At 62.8% G+C, this 18,886-nt stretch carries 12 protein-coding genes; 8 read left to right on the top strand and 4 right to left on the bottom strand.

The window, feature by feature from the left end; genetic code table 11:
* The first annotated feature begins 339 nt into the window (after nt 1-339).
* The 8 genes from ABEA18_RS20010 (at nt 340) to ppgK (ending at nt 10,056) form a co-directional block, all read left to right on the top strand.
* Entirely contained in the window at nt 340-1,554 is a 1,215-nt protein-coding gene (locus tag ABEA18_RS20010; protein ID WP_345452089.1) for an ROK family transcriptional regulator, read from the top strand.
* Nucleotides 1,551-2,516 (top strand): carbohydrate ABC transporter permease, encoded by a 966-nt coding sequence (locus ABEA18_RS20005; protein WP_345452087.1) that lies wholly within the window; start codon nt 1,551-1,553, stop codon nt 2,514-2,516. Before ABEA18_RS20010 ends, ABEA18_RS20005 begins: the two co-directional genes overlap by 4 nt.
* A complete protein-coding gene (locus ABEA18_RS20000) occupies nt 2,509-3,324 on the top strand; it encodes a carbohydrate ABC transporter permease (protein ID WP_284982621.1) in 816 nt (271 codons plus the stop codon). The genes ABEA18_RS20005 and ABEA18_RS20000 overlap by 8 nt, the downstream gene beginning before the upstream one ends.
* A 41-nt stretch (nt 3,325-3,365) precedes the next feature.
* Nucleotides 3,366-4,616, top strand: coding sequence for an ABC transporter substrate-binding protein (locus tag ABEA18_RS19995; protein WP_345452084.1), 1,251 nt, complete (start codon nt 3,366-3,368; stop codon nt 4,614-4,616).
* A gap of 96 nt (nt 4,617-4,712) precedes the next feature.
* Nucleotides 4,713-5,900: a glycoside hydrolase family 15 protein gene (locus ABEA18_RS19990; protein ID WP_345452082.1), complete on the top strand. Its 1,188-nt coding sequence runs from the start codon at nt 4,713-4,715 to the stop codon at nt 5,898-5,900.
* Nucleotides 5,897-8,149, top strand: a complete 2,253-nt coding sequence (locus tag ABEA18_RS19985) for a glycoside hydrolase family 31 protein (protein WP_345452080.1) — start codon at nt 5,897-5,899, stop codon at nt 8,147-8,149. The genes ABEA18_RS19990 and ABEA18_RS19985 overlap by 4 nt, the downstream gene beginning before the upstream one ends.
* 39 nt (nt 8,150-8,188) lie before the next feature.
* The gene (locus tag ABEA18_RS19980) at nt 8,189-9,187 is read left to right on the top strand and encodes an aldo/keto reductase family protein (protein ID WP_345452078.1); all 999 of its coding nucleotides are present in this window, start codon (nt 8,189-8,191) and stop codon (nt 9,185-9,187) included.
* A 65-nt stretch (nt 9,188-9,252) separates the two neighbouring features.
* Nucleotides 9,253-10,056: a polyphosphate--glucose phosphotransferase gene (gene ppgK, locus ABEA18_RS19975; RefSeq protein ID WP_345452076.1), complete on the top strand. Its 804-nt coding sequence runs from the start codon at nt 9,253-9,255 to the stop codon at nt 10,054-10,056.
* Nucleotides 10,057-10,167: 111 nt separating this feature from the next.
* Here ppgK and ABEA18_RS19970 read toward each other — a convergent pair whose 3' ends face one another.
* From ABEA18_RS19970 to ABEA18_RS19955, 4 genes are all read right to left on the bottom strand, one after another.
* Nucleotides 10,168-11,817 carry an HNH endonuclease signature motif containing protein gene (locus ABEA18_RS19970; protein WP_345452072.1) on the bottom strand — a complete coding sequence of 550 codons (1,650 nt, stop codon included), beginning with the start codon at nt 11,815-11,817 and terminating at the stop codon, nt 10,168-10,170.
* Nucleotides 11,818-11,892: 75 nt separating this feature from the next.
* On the bottom strand, nt 11,893-15,078 hold the full coding sequence (locus ABEA18_RS19965; RefSeq protein ID WP_345452070.1) for an efflux RND transporter permease subunit: 3,186 nt from the start codon (nt 15,076-15,078) through the stop codon (nt 11,893-11,895).
* A 1-nt stretch (nt 15,079) separates the two neighbouring features.
* Nucleotides 15,080-15,544 (bottom strand): hypothetical protein, encoded by a 465-nt coding sequence (locus ABEA18_RS19960; protein WP_345452068.1) that lies wholly within the window; start codon nt 15,542-15,544, stop codon nt 15,080-15,082.
* Nucleotides 15,541-18,738 carry an efflux RND transporter permease subunit gene (locus ABEA18_RS19955; RefSeq protein ID WP_425550556.1) on the bottom strand — a complete coding sequence of 1,066 codons (3,198 nt, stop codon included), beginning with the start codon at nt 18,736-18,738 and terminating at the stop codon, nt 15,541-15,543. The genes ABEA18_RS19960 and ABEA18_RS19955 overlap by 4 nt, the downstream gene beginning before the upstream one ends.
* Between the last annotated feature and the right edge of the window lie 148 nt (nt 18,739-18,886).

Here is an 18,886-nt window from a genome sequence, read left to right as displayed (position 1 = left end):
CCAAGTAATCAGCCCCAATCGCCAACTGGCCTCCGATCTCACATTTAGTCCTTCCTCCTCCCGTTCCACCGTTTTATGAGATAGACCGCCAGAGGGCCGCTCCGATTGCAGGAGCGGCCCTCTGGCGTTGATACCGGTGAGGTGTTGCGTCCCGGTCTGGTGGTCGACCGACTTGCCGCCTGCTCCGGTGGGGGACTAGTCCTTCCGGCGGATTCAGTCCGACTATCTTCGTAACCCAGCTTCTGCTTCGCGGACCTTTTCTATTAAGTCAACCGAGCCCTTGACGTGAGCTGCATCATAGTTCTAATCTTCATTTAGTCGTAAATAAAGGAGAATACAATGGTTCGGCCGAGCGGCAACGCTGACGTTACGCGGTCTGCGATCCTGGCATTTCTTGGTACCTCCGGAGGGGCTTCCCGGGCTGACTTGGCAAGGGCACTCAGCGTCTCCCCGGCTCTCATGACCCAGCTCATCAAAGAGCTCATCGCGGATGGCCTCGTGAGGGAACTGGCAATGTCTCCCTCCAACGGCGGTCGTCCTGCCCGGATGCTGGGCCTGGCCACCGCCGCGGGTCGCGTGGTGGGTATGAAGATCTCGAAGGACCATGTCGCCTTCGTTGAAACGGAACTTAGCGGGCATGTCGTCCGGTCAGACACCAGGGCATACGACGCTTCCTCGATCACTTCGCTTTCCGACGTCGTCTCACTCGTCCATTCATTCGTTGGCGAAGACCGTGTCACCCCCCTTCTGGGAATAGGTGTCGGTGTTCCCGGATCGGTGGACGCGCAAGGTAGTGGTGTTGTTGATTCAAGCCTCCTCGGGTGGCGGCAGGTACCGCTTGGAGCGGTTCTGAGCCGGGAACTCCATGTCCCGGTCCTTGTGGAGAACAATGTCAACGCCCTCGCTGTAGCCGAACGGCTCTATGGCTCGGGCCGCGAGCATGCCGAGTTTCTGGTTGTGACGATCGGCGAAGGCGTCGGTGCTGGATTTGTTACCGGCGGCGCCGTCGTGCGCGGCAGCAGGGGCGGTGCCGGCGAAATCGGTCACATACCAGCAGTTGCGGATGGACCTCTTTGCACCTGCGGCAACCACGGATGCATTGAGGCCCTGATCGGGGAAAAGACACTCGTCGCGCGGGCGCGGCAATCCGGAATCATTTCGTCGTCCGCCACCATGGCTGACCTGCAAGAGCGCGCGAACGACGGCGACCCCCTCGCGCAGGATATCTTCCGGGAAGCCGGTCAGCCGCTGGGTCGAATCGTCGCTGGGCTCGTGCAGATCCTGGATCCGGAGATTGTCATTGTCAGCGGGGAAGGAACCCGCGCATGGCGCCATTGGGCAGCAGAATTCGAGCGATCTTTCCGGGGTGCCCTGACGGCGGACCGCCGGAGCATTCCTGTGATCGTCGAGTCCTGGGATGACGAGGCCTGGGCGCGCGGAGCAGCCGCGCTCGTGGCGTCTGCGCCCTTCTACAGCGAAGAAAGTTCAGGTGAGCAGGGGAGACGGGTTCGTGCCCGGCTCACCCACGTACCGGCGGAGGTCGGAGGATTGTGACAGCACTACAAGACTCGAGGTCCGGCAGCCCCGGATCCACGGCAACTACGAAGCGCTACAGAGGACCCGGGGTTCGGCGTAACGCCACCGGCCCGCGTCTCAAATACGGGCTGACTGTCGCAGCGTTCCTCATCCCGAGCGCGTTGCCACTCTTGTTCTTCACCATCATTCCCATGTTTTCCGCGTTTTGGATCAGCCTGAACCAATGGAATCTAGTCGGCCCGATGAAATGGGTAGGCTTCGGGAACTACGGCAAGCTCATCGGCGACCCGGGCACGCAGGGCGCCTTCCTGCACACCATCTACTACATCGTCGGATACCTGCCGCTGGTGTACATCGGGGGGCTGGCAATAGCGCTTGCGCTCAATTCCCGGATCAGGGGACGCAGCATGATGCGCGGCCTCTACTTCCTCCCCGTGGTGACCAGCTGGATAGTTGTTGCCCTGGTCTGGCGTTGGCTACTGAATCCCAGCACGGGAATCGTCAACTGGCTGCTCGGACTCATCGGGGTGACAGGGCCGGGGTGGTGGACAGATCCGGCATGGTCCATGCCTTCGATCATTGTGGCTTCGGCGTGGAAGGACCTTGGCTTTGTGATGGTGATTCTGCTGGCTGGCCTCCAAGCCATTCCGGAGGACTTGTACGAGGCCGCGACCGTCGACGGCGCCGGCCGGTGGAGGCGGCTGTTCAGCATTACGCTTCCCATGCTTTCCCCCTCGACCTTCTTTGTCGTTGTGTTGTCGCTGATCAACGGATTCCAGGTCTTTGACCAGGTCTATGCCATGACCGGAGGCGGCCCCAACAACTCTTCCCAGGTGGTGGTCGAGCAGATTTACGACCTCACGTTCCGCTACGGCAGGGCCGGCGAAGCATCGGCTCTGTCATGGCTGCTGTTCCTTTTCATCCTAGTCATCACTCTGATTCAGGTGCGCGGTCAAAAGAAATGGGTCCACTATGCGTAAGCAGCGCCCCTCGATCACCCTGAACATCCTCGTCCTCGTTGGCGCCCTCATGATGGTCTTCCCTTTTCTTTGGGCGTTCGTCACGTCCATCAGCCCCGGCGCAGGCCTCTCCGCGACGCCGCAACTTATCCCGGAGAATCCTTCACTATCCGCCTACGCTCAGTTGCTCCAACGGCTCCCGTTTGCGCAGATCGTGCTCAACAGCCTGATCCTTGCCATCCTCACGACGGTGTTCCAGCTCGTCACCAGCTCACTGGCCGCCTATGTCTTTTCCCGGATGCCCTTCAAAGGGCGCAACGCGGTGTTCGCCGTGTATCTGGCTACCATGATGATCCCGATGCAGGTGCTGGTCGTCCCGTTGTTTGTGGAAATGAAAAGTCTGGGCCTTATCGATACCTATCTCGGCGTATTGATGCCGGGGATCGCCAGCGCCTTCGGAGTGTTCCTCCTACGGCAGGCAATGAATTCTGTGCCGCAGGACCTCGACCAGGCCGCGACATTGGATGGGGCTGGCCACTTCCGGATCTTCGGCCTCATTGTTCTGCCCTTGGTCCGCCCTGCGCTGGCCACACTGACGGTGTTCGCGTTCCTCAACAGCTGGAACAGCTTCCTTTGGCCGCTGATTATCCTGCGCACTCCCGCAATGAAAACCCTTCCCGTGGCGTTGGCAGGACTGCAAGGCCAGTACACCACCCAATGGGACATCGTGATGGCCGGATCAGTGGTCAGCGTCCTGCCAATGCTCGCCCTCTATATCTTCACCCAGAAGTACATCATCCAAGGGGTTGCGGGCACCGGACTCAAATAGACCGGATCGGCCAGTTTCCTCACCTATCAATGGAGATACACATGAACAAGAAGCCCCTGGCATCGCTGGGTCTAGCTCTCACCGCAATCCTGGCCATGTCAGGTTGTGGAACGGCGGCAAGCTCAAATGTTGCAAGCACCGAAAAAGTAACCATCAAATACTCAAACTTCACCTCGAACGGAGGCAATGAAAAGAACCTGGACACCATTGTTCAGGCCTTCGAGAAGGCCAACCCGAACATCACAGTCCAAGTCACTACGTTGCCCTACAAGGACTACGCCACGGCGCTCCAGACAGACCTGGCCGCCGGAACCCAAGCCGATACTTTCGACATTGAATACGCGAACCTGCGTTCCTACGTGGCCAATGGGGCCGTCGCCCCTCTCGACGGAGTTGACGGTTCCAAGTACAAGCAGTCCTTGCTGCAGTCCTACCAGTCGGACGGCAAGCAGTACGCACTGCCCAGTTCCTTCTCCGACGTCGTCCTCTACTACAACAAGGTACTCTTCGACGCCGCCAAGGTCGCCTACCCGACAGCCAGCTGGACCTGGGCCGATGAAACGGCTGCTGCGAAGAAGATCACAGACAGCGGCGCGGGTGTCTATGGAGACTTCCAGAACGTGAGCTTCTACGAGTTCTACAAGGCACTGGCCCAAACCGGTGGCAAGTTCCTCAACGACGACGGCAAATCCGTAGCCTTCAACTCGCCCCAGGGCATCAAAGCGGCCGAATGGCTGGCAGGGAAGAGCGGAACCACCATGCCCACACCCGCTCAAGGCGCCGGGACCCCGGACTTCGACACGAAACTGTTCAAGGACGGCAAACTTGGCATGCTCCACAGCGGCATCTGGGTGGCCAGCAGCTTCGCCGATTCACCCAAAAGCTGGGACATCGCCGTCGAACCCGGAGACACGCAGAAGGCAAGTGCGGAGTTCTCCAACGCCATTGGTGTTTCTGCCAACTCGAAGAACAAGGCCGCAGCCCAGAAATGGGCCGAATACATGACCAGCTCAGACGTCATGGCACAGACCCGCATCAGCGCAGGATGGGAACTTCCCGCCACCTCCGATGACTCAGTCCTGAAGCCGTATCTCGCAAAAGACAAGCCGGCAAACCGCAAGGCCATTTTCGACGCCCTCGACAACGTCGCCCTCCCGCCGGTCGTCGGCGACAACCAGCAGAAAATGGTCGACATCATCACCAATGCCCTTGGCGAAGTAGAAGCGAAGCGCTCCAGTGCGGCCGATGCCCTGAAGGGCGCCGCGGACCAAATCAACGCTCTGCTGAAATAACCGGGCATAGCCCGAACAAGGCCGGTGAGCGGGCCGCGGTAACACCGTGAGCTGCTGGCGGCACGGCGACCCGCTCACCATCTGAAAGAGAAGCCAATGATCGACAAATCAAAGCAAGGTCCAACGGTAATGCGCAACGGAGATCCCGCGGTCCGTTCGATAGTCCAGGCCGGCATCCGTCTCATCCTGGAACAGCAGACCCCTGGGGGCGCCTACCCGGCAAGCCCGTCGTTTTCCGCCTACGCCGGGTACTGCTGGTTCCGCGACGGCTCATATATCGCTGACGCCATGTCCGCCGCCGGGCACATCGAATCCGCCGAACGGTTCTTCGACTGGTGCTCGAACGCCTTGACTTCCCGTACGGGAAGGATCCGCCGTATCGTGGCTGAAAGCCTTGCCGGCAGGCCGGTGGCCGGCGACCAAATGCTTCCCACGCGTTTCACTCTCGACGGGGCCGAAGGAAGCGATGACTGGTGGGATTTCCAGCTCGACGGATACGGTACATGGCTTTGGGCCTTGGCTGAGCACAGCGCCCGCCATGACCGGCCACTCGCACGCTGGGCTGAGGCCATTGACCTCACAGTCGACTACCTTTCTGTCTCCTGGCAACGGCCCTGCTATGACTGGTGGGAAGAGTCGGCCCAGCACGTGCACGTGAGCACTCTGGGTTGCATCGCCTCCGGATTGGCCAGCATCGCCCAAAGCGGGCTGATCGAGGAGTCACTCTCAGAACGGGCCGCCTCGACCGCGCACCAGATCCGCCGTCGAGTCCAAGACGAAGGTGTCCAGGACGCCCATCTCACGAAATGGCTGGGAACAGACACGGTAGACGCTAGTCTCGTCTCGCTGATTGCTCCGATGAACTTCCTGTCCCCGCACGGTCCCTTGAGCGCAGGGACCATCGCGGTCATCGAGGAGCAGCTCACCGTCGACAACGGAGTTCACCGGTATCTTGCTGACACCTACTACGGCGGTGGCCAATGGCCGTTGCTTAGTTGCTTCCTAGGCCTGGCCCATGCCGCTTCCGGAAACAGGACCCGAGCCCATGAGCTCCTGGAATGGGCCGCGTCGACCGCCGGCGCAAACGACGAACTTCCCGAACAGGTCGACCATCACCTTCTTGACACCGATCATCTTCAACCTTGGAACGAGCGCTGGGGTTCCTCGGCAAGTCCGCTGCTGTGGAGCCACGCCATGTTCATCCGTCTCGCCATCGCCCTCGGCCTCCCGTACGACACCGCCGATCTGACTCCTGCTCCAACAGCGAAAGAGAGCGCTAAATGATCCGCCACAAGCCATTCGGTTCCGGCCACCCGTATGTGGACGACACCGATCAGCGCAGCCCGTCCCATCCTGTCGCGGGGGAGCCCGTCACCTTGGGCGTGCGAACTTCCCCGGAACTGACCGACGTTATCTGCGAACTCGAAGTCACCGGTCGCGACGGCGCTGTCACGAAATTGATCCAAACCCTCGAACGCGTACCGGCAGCATCCCGCGGACAGGTCATCGATGGAGGCCACCTGGCATCCGCCCAGGCCAAACTCGCCCGTTCGGCCAGCGGCTGGCAGGTAACCCTCGCGCCGGCGGAGCCCCAGACCACATACAAGTACCGCTTCACGGCGCAGACCCGAAGTGGAGGAACTCAAAAGACGCAGTGGTTCAGCCATACCGCCGCCACCTGGGCTGCTGCCAGCCAGGCTGTTAACGTCATTGGAGCTGACCGCGTGATCGCCGACTCCGTTGAGGTGTTGCACGACGGCGTCAGGCCCTTGCGTGTTCGTTTCGCACTCCCGTTGGCCTTGAACGAGCGTGTCACCGGTTTTGGCGAACGTTTTGATGCCCTCGACCACCGGGGCTCCAAGCTGGACGCGGTCGTTTTCGAGCAATACAAGAGCCAAGGAGCGAAGCGGAAAACTTACTTGCCCATGCCTTTCGCCCATGTAGTAGGCGGAGACGGCTGGGGATTTCACGTCGAAACTTCCAGACGGACTTGGTACGACATCGGTGCCTCCGACGAAAACCGCCTCGTCATTGAAGCCGAAGTCGGCCCCGAACCCCTGAACGGGGACACTCTTCTGAACCTAAGGTTCTTCGAAGGAACTCCGACGGCGGTCCTGAAGTCCTTCCTGTCCGTCGCCGGCAGCGCCAAGGAGCTTCCGGACTGGGTGTTCAAGCTCTGGGCGAGCGGAAACGAGTGGAACACCCAGGCAGAAGTCATGCGACAGATGGATCGGCACCGGGACACCGGGATTCCGGTCGGGTCCGTCGTCGTCGAAGCGTGGAGCGACGAGTCTACGTTCACGGCATTCCGCGACGCTGAATACGAGCCGAGTCCCGATGGCTCACCGCACCATCTCAGCGACTTCACCTTCCCGGAGCATGGTGCCTGGCCGGATCCGAAGGCCATGGTGGATGACCTTCACGCCCGGGATATCCGGGTGGTTCTGTGGCAGATCCCGCTTATCAAAATGCGACCCCACCCACAAGGACAAGCCCGATTCGACGCGGAGGCCGCGATTCGTGACGGTCGGCTCATCCGTGAGGAGGCCCCGGACGGCAGCCTGCGTCCCTACCGTAACCGAGGGTGGTGGTTCCCGCTCAGCCTGATGCCGGACCTGACCGATCCGGAAGCCGCCCGATGGTGGACGGAGAAGCGACGCTATCTCGTCGAAGAAATCGGCATCGATGGATTCAAGACCGACGGCGGGGAACACGCCTGGGGCGAGGAACTCCAGTACCTGAACGGAATGCGCGGAGACGAAGGAAACAACCTCTTCCCGGTCGCGTACGCCAAGGCCTACGGTGACCTTCTTGAATCCGCAGGCAAGGCCCCGGTCACCTTCAGCCGCGCCGGATTCACTGGTTCCCAGGGACATGGGGCATTCTGGGCCGGGGACGAGAATTCCACATGGGATGCTTTCCGTTGGTCCCTGTTTGCCGGACTGTCCGCGTCAGCATGCGGAGTCTTGTACTGGGGCTGGGACTTCGCCGGCTTCTCCGGCGACGTCCCGAGCGCGGAACTATACCTGCGGTCAGCGGCCGCAGCAGTATTCGTGCCCATCATGCAGTATCACTCCGAGTTCAACCACCACCGGAAGCCGTCGAGGGATCGCACTCCGTGGAACATTCAGGAAAGAAGCGGGGATCAGACTGTCATCCCGGTCTTCCGTGAACTCGTCGAACTGCGCGAACGCCTCGTTCCCTACCTGGCTGCACAAGCGCGGAAGGCTATCGACACCGGAGCCCCCCTCATGCGCCCGCTGTACTTTGATCACATCAAAGACGAAGAAGTATGGAAGCACCCCTTGCAATGGATGCTCGGTGAGGACCTGCTTGTTGCTCCCGTCACCGATGAGGCGGTCCGCACCTGGACCGCGTACCTGCCAGGCGGCAACTGGGTCGATGCCTGGACGGGGGAAAAATACGCAGGCCAGCGAACAGTCGAGGTATCCGCGCCGCTGAACCGCGTTCCTGTCTTCGCCAGGGCGGAAGCTTGGAACGAGATGAAGGACGTTTTCCTTCCGACGGCGTAATCAAGAACTGAACGGGACCAACAACCACGAAAGAAACCCTTGGAATACAGAAAACTTGGCCGGAGCGGCATGTATGTCAGCGAGATCGCCTACGGCAACTGGCTAACGCACGGATCGCAAATCGAGGACGACTCCGCAGCGCAGTGCGTGCATGCTGCGCTCGACGCCGGCATCAGCACCTTCGACACCGCCGACGCGTACGCTGAGACGCGTGCAGAAGCAGCCCTCGGTTTGGCGCTTTCCGGGGTCTGCCGTGAAAGCGTGGAGATCCTCACCAAGGTGTATTTCCCCACTGGGCCCGGAAAGAACGATCGCGGACTCTCTCGGAAGCACATCATGGAGGCTGTCCATGGAAGTCTCCGCAGGCTCAAAACCGACTACGTAGACCTATACCAGGCCCATCGGTTCGACTATGACACACCCCTTGAAGAAACGATGCAGGCTTTTGCTGACATCGTGCGCGCGGGGAAGGCCCACTACATCGGCGTCTCCGAATGGACGGTGGATGAGATCCGGTCAGCAGCCGCCTTGGCCAGGGAACTCAACATCGAGCTGGTCTCCAACCAACCCCAGTACAACATGCTGTGGAGGGTTGTTGAACCAGAAGTCATCCCGGCTTGCGAAGAGCTCGGGATAAGCCAGATCGTTTGGTCGCCGCTTGCCCAAGGAGTGCTGACCGGCAAATATTCACCAGGTATGGGCGCCCCTGCCGGTTCCCGCGCCACTGACCAAAACGGAGGCAAAGACACGATGGCTAGGTGGCTGGGCGATGACGTGCTCACAACGGTCCAACGCCTTCAGCCCCTGGCAGCAAGCGCAGGAATCCCGCTGGGAACCCTCGCCTTGGCATGGGTGCTTCAAAACCGGAACGTATCCACAGCCGTCGTCGGAGCCTCCAAACCAGAGCAGATTAAGGAAAACGCAAAGGCGGCAGGGCTGACGCTGGAGGACGCACTCCTGAAGGAGATCGATGAAATCCTCGAACCCGTCATTGAACGTGACCCTCGCAAAGTCGATAGCTGCCACAGCAGGCCTTGAGCACCACTAGCGGCAGTAGCGATAACAGGCTGCCGCCCTCCAACAGATCAAAGAATCGGACCAACATGCCTGTAAACATGACAAGAGCGGGCCATTTCATTGGCGTTGACATCGGTGGCACCGGCGTCAAGGGCGGGATCGTGAACCTCGAAAGGGGCGAGATTCTGGGAAGCTGCGTTCGTTTGGCCACGCCCCAACCAGCGGATCCAGAGTCCGTCGGAGATGTTGTTCGGCAGCTCGTGGAGGAACTCACCGCAGGAAGCGAAGCGGGACTTGATTCAACCGTTGGCGTCACCTTTCCGGGCATCGTCCAGCACGGCACGTCCCGATCTGCCGCAAATATGGACAGGACCTTCATCGATTTCGACATCGGCACCCATTTCTCCGACCGCATTCGGCGGCCCGTTGCCGTCCTCAACGACGCCGACGCTGCAGGACTCGCGGAAGCCCGCTACGGCGCGGGCCGGGGAACTCGCGGCACCGTTTTGGTCATTACCCTGGGCACAGGGATCGGATCAGCCCTGATTTTCGACGGAAACGTCTTGCCCAATGTAGAGCTCGGTCACATTTCCATCGATGGCTACGACGCTGAAACCAGAGCATCCGCCGTCGCCCGTGAACGCGACGGATTGGGCTGGCAGGAATACAGCGTTCGCCTGCAACGCTACCTTTCTGAGCTTGAGTTCATGTTCTCGCCCGAACTCATTATTGTCGGCGGAGGCATCTCCCAAAGAACCGATGACTACCTGCCCCTCCTCACGTTGAGGACTCCCGTCGTCCCGGCGAAGCTCAGGAACGATGCTGGCATCGTAGGCGCCAGCATTCAGGCAGCATCGACCGCGTTGGGCCGAGCTGCAACGATGGGTTGAGGACATATAACCGTTCCCAAGCCCGGCACGTTCGTGCCGCTCGAAAGCTTCGCTTCGCGAGCGCGCGCAGTTTGCCGGGGTTCACTCCGTGATCGTCACCGTGTTTCTCGTTCACCGCGCGCCTTGGTACGCGGCGCATTCCGGGAAGGGGTCGTCCAAGGGCACAGGCCAGCCCGGATCGCCTGACTCGGCCGGATCGTCGGCGCCGTCCATGTCGGTGTCGTCGTCGTCGTCGGAGTCGGGCCAGGGGTGTGCGGCCGCGAAGGCGTGCCAGTCCGGGAAGGGATCCGTGGGCGGTTCCGGTTCCGGATTCCCAGGCAGGTCTTGGTCCGGTGAGGTGTCTGTGATCGGAACATGGTCTGGCCAGCGGGGTGGTTCCCAGTCCTGGTTTTCGCTGGGGTAGTGCCGGTGTGAGGGTGAGGTCCACCCGGGCGGGTGGTCTTTGCTGGCCGGGGTGGGGGTCCATGCGGTGCGGTGTTTGAGGCGGTGGTGTTTGGGGCAGGGCTGGGCCAGGTTGGTGATGCCGGTGGTGCCTCCGTGGGCCCAAGCCAGGAGGTGGTCTGCGTCGTTGTCCAGGGAGTGGTTGTTGCAGCCCGGGAAGGGGCACTTGCCGTCGCGGAGCCGCAGCCATTGACGCTGGGCCTTGGTGAGGCGGTAGCTGCTGCGTCCGATTTCCAGCGGGGCCCCGTCGCGGGGGTCGGTCAGGACCCGGTGGAAGGAATCGGCACCGTCGGCGATCAGGCGGCGTGCCATGGAGGGCGGGATCGGCCCGTACCCGTCGAGCATGGCCGGCTCGTCCGTGGCGCCGATCAGGGACAGGACCGGGACGGTGACCAGGACCTGCGCCCGCGGGGACGGAACCCGCCCCGCCGTTCCCGCACCGGCGTCGTGCATGCCGCCGTCGGGAGTTGCACCGCTGTGGTTGGTGAGGAGCCAGATGGCGGTGATGTCGGCGCGGAGCTGGCCGAGGGTCCGGGTCTCGCCCGGGCCTTGGAGGGCGCGGGCGGCGGCGGTGGTCCGTTCCCAGATCCCGGCCGCGGTGTCTGCGGGGAGGTGGGCGGAGAACCAGGCCATGCCGTCGCGGTCCGGGAGGTATTCGACCCGCCGGTCCCGGGCGCTTTGGGTGTGGCGGTCTTCGATGCTGACGGGGTGGTGGCGCTCGCGCCAGATGCGTGCTTTGGCCCGGAACCGGGACGGAACGAGGTCCCCGGCAGGGCAGCCGCGGGCGGGGTTGGGTGCGTCGGGGTCCAGGAAGTGCGCTTCCATTGCCGCTGCCCCGGCGGGGCCCAGCCCGTCGGTTTCGTCGACGATGATGCGGGCGTGCTGCCAGGAGATCGTCCCGGACTGGAGGGCGGCCAGGGTCAGGGGCAGGCCCGTCGTCAGGGTCTGGGAATCGGAGAGCAGGGCCCCGGCGGTTCGTTCGCTGACGGTCAGGACGCAGGCCACCTCCGCGATCAGGGAGAGCTCCTGGGCTGTGGCTTCCTGCGGTGAGGACGCCGGCGGCGCCAGGGCCCTGGCTGCCTGGACGTAGTCCGCGGCGAGCCTCGCTTTCAGGGCGGCGGTCCGGGCTTCCAGCCGGGCGATTTCGGCGAGGCCGTCCAGGCAACCATCGGCCAGACTCCTCAGCGGATCGGCGCTTTCCGCGCCGGAGCCGGCGGGGGAATCAAAGTCCTGCGTGAAGGCGGCAAGCACGGCAACGGACGCGGCAACGGCCTCCACGGCCGCCCTGCCTCCCGCACTCCGGGCTGTCCTTCCATCCATACCCACAGCATCGCAGGAGGCACTGACAATTTAATGTTGGCGCCCCAGGCGCGTGCGCGAGGCAGACACTCTCGGCTAACTGGGTTCCTGCGCTCGGGAAGGAACCATTCGCCTGGGTCCCCGGAAAATGAACCTGAGTCCCCTCCGTGGAGCTCCGCTCGGGATGGACCCTGCTTTTGCGAAGCGGAGGTAGAGCGAAGGAACAATGAACAAATTGAGCAGTGTGGACGTGACAAGCCCGCCCAGAATGACCACGGCCATAGGGTGTTCGATTTCATGGCCCGGGATATTGCCCATGACTACCAAGGGCACGAGGGCAAGTCCGGTGGCCAAGGTGGTCATGAGGATCGGGGAAAGCCGTTCCGCAGCCCCGCGCATCACCAGGGCGCGGCCGAAGGCTTCGTCCTCGTTCCTTTCCAGATGCTGGCAGTGGCTGATGAGCAGGATTCCGTTGCGGGCTGCGATGCCCATGACCGTGAGGAACCCGACGAGTGAGCCGAGCGAGAGGACCCCGCCCGTGATGTAGGCGGCGAAAACTCCGCCGACCAAGGCTATTGGGAGTGTCAGCAGCGCGAGGAGGGCCAGCCGCCAACTCCGGAACGACGCCTGCAGTAAAAGGAAGATCAGGGCCAAGGCCGCTATGGCGAAAATCGTCAGGCGTTCGGTGGCCGCCTGGCGTTCTGTGTACTCACCGAGGAGTTGGACGCTGTAACCCGGCGGCAGGTTCATCTCTTCGAGGCGTTCCTGTAGCGTGCGGACAACGGTCCCGAGGTCCGCGTCCTTTTCGATAAAGGAGCCGACCTCGACTCTGCGGGAACCGTTCGTGCGGTCAATGAGGTTGGGTGTCGCTTGCACACTGACAGCGGCGACGTCGGCCAGCCGGACTCGCTGTCCGCTGGGGGTGTCGAGCGGCAAGTCTTCAATGCTGGTGACGCTGGCGCGGGTCTCCGGAGTGCTCCAAACCTGGACGTCATAGGCACGTCCGTCCCGGAAGACATCGCCGACCTCTTCGCCGGCGACGAGCGTCGCGGCTGCCCGCCTGACATCGCCGGGTTTCAGCCCATACTTCTGGGCGGCGGCTAGGTCCACCTTGACCGTAATCTGCGGCACCTCGACTTCCAGGGAAACGTGGGGTTCATTGGTGCCCTGGATGTGGTCAAGGATGGATTTGATCTTCTGGGCCTGGTCCCGAAGCACGTTGAGGTCATCGCCGTAGACCCGGACCAGGATTGGTTCGCTGGCGCCGGTCAGGACCTCTTCGATTCTCTCTTTCAGGTAGGTCTGGACGTCACGGTGCAGGCCCGGATAGCCGTCGACGACTTCCTGGACAGCGGCCACCGTTTTTTCGTAGTCGGCGTGGCGGTCGATGCTGATCCAGTTTTCCCCGGCGTTGACGCCGACGATCTCGTCTGCGGTGAACGCCTGGCCAATGTGTGTTCCGCAGTTCAGGACTCCGGGCACCTTGAGGAGCTCCTCGCAGCCCCGCTGTGAGATGCGGTATTCCTCCGCCGCAGATGTTCCGGGCTCCGAGACCCAGTGCATCAGAAAGTCCCGTTCCTTGAAGGTGGGGAACAAGGACTGGCCCAGCAGGGGAGCGATCGCCAGACCCACCAGTGCGATGGCGCCGAAACCGGCGTAGCCGTAGCGGGGCCGATTCATGGTCCGGGACAAGGCGGCGTGGTATCCGCGTTTGAGCACCCGGACCAGGGGAGGATCGCGCTGCTCCAGTTTCGCGTTGCCGAGCAGAACCAGGGCCAGCGCAGGGGTCACCGTCAGCGCGACCAGCATCGAGGCGAGGACGGCCAAGGTATAGGAGACAGCCAGCGGCCGGAAAAAGACACCGGTCAGTCCGTCGAGGAAGAAGATGGGAAGGGCCGCGACGACGATGATCAGGGTCGCGTAGACAATTGGACTTCGCATTTCCAAGGAGGCCCTGAGCACCACCGAGGCCGTTGGTTCCTCGCTGCCCAGGGCCCTATGTTGCCTTAGCCGGCGCATGATGTTTTCGACGTCGATGATCGCGTCGTCGACGACGACACCCACTGCGATGACCAGCCCCGCCAGGACCATGGTGTTGATGGAGCTCGCTGTGTAGTACAGCACGAGCGCCGCCGTCAGGAGGGAGAGGGGAATGGCCACGAGACTGATCAGCGCTGTGCGCCACTGGAAGAGGAAGGCGCCGAGGATCATGACCACCAGCAGGCAGCCAAGGAGCAGTGCGAGGCTCAGGTTGGAAATCGCCTCCTCGATGAAGCTCGCCGGACGGAAGATGGTGGTGTCAAAGGTGATCCCACTCAACCCTGGCTGGAGCTGGCGGAGGGCATCCTCAACTCCTTTCGTCACGTCGAGGGTGTTGCCCCAAGGGAGTTTTTCGACGATGAGCATGAGCCCGTGCCCGTTGTTGATGACCGCATCGCCGATGAGCGGCTGGTGGTCCTCCACGACCTTGGCCACATCGCCGAGGTGCAGCGCGACGCCGTCCTTTTCCCTGATGGTGACCTGCGCCAGGTCCGCGGGGCTGGAGACCGCCTGGACATGCCGGACGCCCATTCTCTGGTTCGGACTGTCGATGAAGCCGCCCGTGCCGATGAACCGGCCGGGGGAGTACTTCAGCAGGCCGGCGTCCACGGCGCCGGCGGTGACTTCCATGACCTCGTTGAGCGAGACGTTTTCAGCCTTGAGCCGGTCCGGCTGCACCTGGACCTGCAGCATTTGGAGCCGCTCACCCCAGATGGCGACGTTGGCCACCCCGGGTACGCGGAGCAACCGGGCGCGGATCGTCCAGTAGGAGAGCATGGACATCTCGATCAGGGACCGGTTCGAGGAGGTCATGCCGATCTTCATGACGCGGCTCGTCGAGGACAGGGGCTGCAGCATGACCGGCGGAGCCGCCCAGGTGGGCAGTGCAGAGGTCACCGCCGCCATCCGCTCCGAGACCAGCTGGCGGGCGTTCAGCAGATCGGTACCCTGCTTGAAGACAAGTACGATCGAGGACAGCTGGGGCACGGATTTGGAGCGCAGCTCATCCAGGCCGGGCATGCCGCTCAGCGAAGCCTCGATCGGGACGCTTACCAGCTCTTCCACTTCCTGCGCGGTCAGGCCCAGGCAGGCTGTCTGGATCTCCACGCGCGGGGGCGCGAACTCCGGAAAGACATCGATGGACGCTGAGCTCAACTGCACAGAGCCCAACAGCATCACCGCGCAGGCCAGTGCAACAACCACTGTCCTGAATTTGAGGCTGATGCCTATGATCCAACGCATCTCAGTGGGCCGTATCGAATTCCTCGCCGAACAATTCCTCGGCCCCTAGCGTGACCACCACCGTGCCGATCGGCGGACCCTCCTTCAGCAATGCGGCTTCGCCGGCGATTCGCTCGATACTTACCGACTGGCGGATATACACGCGGAGCTCCGGATTCGTGTAGACCCAGGTGTTGCCCTGGCTGTCGTACAGGATCGCCCCGTAGGGGACGGTCAGCTTCCCCTGCGGACCTGATGCCGCCATCCCGGTCTTCAGCCCAAGACGTTCGACGGCGCGTTCCGTCAGGGTGATGCGGTGCAGGTCCGTCCCCGGGACTTCTTCCAGGGTGGCAGGGTTGTCTGCGGCAGGCACGGCCTCGGCTTGCGGCTGGGAACAGGCCGGCAGCGACAGCGTCAGGAACGTGGCCACCACCAGGGCGACCAGGACCTTGGTGATGTGGCCCCGTCGGGAAGCTAACTTTTTCATGGTGCGTCCTCGCTCTGTGCCCGGAGCAGCGAATCGTTCCGGGTTGCGGTCCTGGGCGCCCGTTCCGGTCCGAATCGAAGCAACAGTGCGGGCAAGACAAATAGCAGGAAAAGAGTCGTGGTGAGCAGCCCGCCCCAGATGATGACGGCGAGCGGTTGGAGGATTTCCGTTCCGACCACGCCGCCGATGAGCACGAGGGGCAGCAGGGCAAGAGCCGTTATCAGGGCTGACATCAGCACGGGCATCAACCGGTCCCGCGCGCTTCGGATCACGAGCGCGGGTCCATAGGCCGCGCTGTCCTCGGACGTCAATCTTCGGACGTCCCGTATCAGCAGGATGGAACCACGCACGGCGATGCCCAGGACGGCAGAGAAAGCAGGAAGCGAGATCAAGGAGTTGATTCCGCCCGTCATTTGGGCGGCGAGCACCCCGCCCGAGAGTGCCGCAACCAGGCCCAGGAAGACGGTCGCACCTAGCCGCCAGCTCCCGAGCGCCGTCTGGAGAAGCACGAGGATTCCGGCCGCAGCGACCGCCGCCAGCAGCCACAGCCACCGGGCGCTATTCTGCTGCTCTGCGTACTGGGTGAGGATTTCCGCATGGTACGAGAGCGGGAATTGCAGCTGCTGGAGGCCCTTCTCGATGTCCTGCTGCACGTCGTTGAGCGCGCGCCCCTGAATTTCGGCCTTCACATCGATCCGGCGCGAGGTGTCATCGTGCAGGATGACCGCCTCGTTCCCGACCATGTTGACGTGGGCGACGTCACCGAGGCGCACATGCCCGCCGCCGGGGGTGTCGATCAGCAGCTCGCGGACGCTGGTGAGGCTGTTCCTGGTGGACGGGGTTCCTTTGACGATCACCGAGAAGACTTTTTGTTGCTGGTAGATGTTGCCGACTTCGATCCCCTGCAGCAGGGCAGCGGCCGCGCGCCTGACATCGCCGGGGATGACCCCCGCCTTCTGGGCGGCGGCCAGGTCAACCTGGACCTCCACGATTGGTTGTTGCGCGGGCGCGTCGACATGGGGATTGACGACGCCGCCGGTCCTGGCCAGGATTTGCCGCACTTCCTCAGCCTTCTGGCGCAGCGTTGCCATATCCAGGCCGTAAACCCGGACGGTGAATCCGGGGTCGGCCGCCTGATGGATCTGATCGATCTTCTGCTGCGGATACGTGGACACTTTGCTGGTCAACCCCGGATACCCATCTACCACGTGCTGGACGGCCGCCGCCGTGTCGCGGTAGGAGGCCTCCGGAGAAACTGTCACCCAGAGCTCCCCGGCGCTGATGTCACCCACCTGGTCCGAGGTGATGGCGCGCCCGACGTGTCCCCCCACATTGGCGACGCCGGGAAGTGCCCGGAGCTCTTGGGCGGCCGCATCAGTGATCCGGCTCATTTCCTGGTCTGATGTGCCGGCAATCGCATTCCACTGCACCACGAGGGTCCCGTCCGGCAGGACGGGCACCGTCTGATGGCCGGTGGCCAGCTGGGGCGCGAGGGCAAGCCCGGCGAGGGCGATGACCGCGGCGCCCGCGAATACCCACCGGCCCTTTCCGGCTACCCGGGACAACGCACGGCCGTATCGACTGTGTACCCGGCCCAGGGTTCGGCCATATCCGCTGTGGACCCGGCTCGCGGTGCGTCCATCCCTTGCGGTGGTCCCGCTGACGGGCAGGACGAAGACCAGCGCCGCGGTGACGGTCAGCGCCACGATCATCGCGACAGCCAGGGTGAGAAGGTAGGAAACGAGTAGCGGGCCGAAGAGCGCTCCGTCCTCGCCCGGTACGAAGAACACGGGCAGCACTGACAACGCCATGATCAGGAAGGAGTAGAGAATCGGCGTTCGCACTGCCCGCAGGGACCCCGCCACCAAGGTGCCGCTCGACTCCGCGACGCCGGGCCCGACTCCGGATCCGGCGCCGCCCCTGCCAGCGCGGACAGCGCCATTGAGGTCTTCGGCGACGTCTCCGACGATGACAGCCAAGGCCAGGATCATGCCCGCGAGGACCATGGTGTTCATCCCGTTGCCCGTCAGATACAGCACCAAGGCCGCCGCCGTCAGTGAGACCGGAATCGTGACCAGGCTGATGACCGCGGTGCGCCAGGAGCGGAAGAACGCGCCAAACATGGCGACTACCAGCAGAAGCGAGACAATCAGTGCGACACCAAGCGTGCCGACCTCTTCGTGGATGAACGATGCTTGTCGGTAGACGGTGGTATCGATCGTGACGCCGGACAGCCCGGGCTGGAGGGCATGGAGCGCATCATCGATGCCCCGGGTCACCTCCATCGTGTTCGTCTCCGGGAACTTCTCGATGACCAGGAGCAATTCGGCATCCTTGCCGGAAAGTGCATCCCCGATCAGCGGCTGGTGGTCGGTCACGACGTGGGCGACATCGCCCAACACCAGTTTTCCGGCCGGCCCCTCCAAGCTGACTTGGCCCAGATCCTCGGGCGTGGTGATCGGCAGGACGTGCTGGACCCCGAGCCGCTGGTGGCCGGTCTCCAGAAAACCGCCGGTGCCGGGCGTGGACGCCTCAAGGTAACTCAAAGGCGACACCCACACGGCGTTGCCCGTGGTAGTAATGACCTCGTCCAGCGTCACGCCCTTGGCCTCAAGTTCCCCAGGATCGACCAGGACCTGCAGTTGCTGGTCGCGGAGGCCCCAAATAGCCACGTTCGCGACGCCGGGCACTGCCAGGAGGCCGGGCTTCATGGTCCAGCGGGCCAGAACAGACAAGTCAATGGCGGACATCTCTTTCGAGGTCAGCCGAATCATCATGACCCTGCTCGTCGATGAGAGCGGCTGCATCAGGACGGGCGCGGCAGATACGTTCGGCAACGCGCGTGCCTGGGTCAGACGTTCAGACACAAGCTGGCGGGCTCGAAAAAGGTCGGTCCCAGGCTTGAACACCATCTGGATCGATGACAGGCCAGGGACGGATCTGGAATGAATGGCTTCCACCCAGGCCACACCGTTCAACAGGTCCGCCTCCATAGGGGAAGTGATCAGCTGTTCAACTTCCGCAGCGGAGAGCCCCAGGGCCTCAGTCTGGATTTCAACCTGTGGAGGGGCGAATTCCGGGAAGGCATCCACTGCCATGCCCGGCAGGCTCGTGAAGCCGAAACCCAGGACTCCCACTGCCAATGCCAGGACCAGAAACCGGAACTGCAGTACCCACCGGAGGATCGTGCCCATCATGGCCGCTCACCCGGCTCTTTGGGTGTGACTGTAGGGAAGACATAGCGGGGAGGAGACACCCCGGAATCGACTTCCGGTGAGTGCCTGTTGAAAAAGTTAGATCCCCGGTACCTGCCCACCACGCCGCTCCTTGGAACAGTGCCAA

This window comes from Arthrobacter gyeryongensis (genome assembly GCF_039543785.1).
GTDB classification, from domain to species: Bacteria; Actinomycetota; Actinomycetes; order Actinomycetales; family Micrococcaceae; genus Arthrobacter; species Arthrobacter gyeryongensis.
The sequence above is the reverse complement of the archived record's forward strand: the minus strand, read 5'-3'. Positions and strand labels throughout refer to the sequence as shown.

Coding starts and splice junctions, on each gene's coding strand:
- ABEA18_RS20010 (WP_345452089.1), top strand. CDS start 340: ATGGTTCGGCCGAGCGGCAACGCTGACGTTACGCGGTCTGCGATCCTG.
- ABEA18_RS20000 (WP_284982621.1), top strand. CDS start 2,509: ATGCGTAAGCAGCGCCCCTCGATCACCCTGAACATCCTCGTCCTCGTT.
- ABEA18_RS19995 (WP_345452084.1), top strand. CDS start 3,366: ATGAACAAGAAGCCCCTGGCATCGCTGGGTCTAGCTCTCACCGCAATC.
- ABEA18_RS19990 (WP_345452082.1), top strand. CDS start 4,713: ATGATCGACAAATCAAAGCAAGGTCCAACGGTAATGCGCAACGGAGAT.
- ABEA18_RS19985 (WP_345452080.1), top strand. CDS start 5,897: ATGATCCGCCACAAGCCATTCGGTTCCGGCCACCCGTATGTGGACGAC.
- ppgK (WP_345452076.1), top strand. CDS start 9,253: ATGCCTGTAAACATGACAAGAGCGGGCCATTTCATTGGCGTTGACATC.
- ABEA18_RS19970 (WP_345452072.1), bottom strand. CDS start 11,817: ATGGATGGAAGGACAGCCCGGAGTGCGGGAGGCAGGGCGGCCGTGGAG.
- ABEA18_RS19965 (WP_345452070.1), bottom strand. CDS start 15,078: ATGCGTTGGATCATAGGCATCAGCCTCAAATTCAGGACAGTGGTTGTT.
- ABEA18_RS19960 (WP_345452068.1), bottom strand. CDS start 15,544: ATGAAAAAGTTAGCTTCCCGACGGGGCCACATCACCAAGGTCCTGGTC.
- ABEA18_RS19955 (WP_425550556.1), bottom strand. CDS start 18,738: ATGGGCACGATCCTCCGGTGGGTACTGCAGTTCCGGTTTCTGGTCCTG.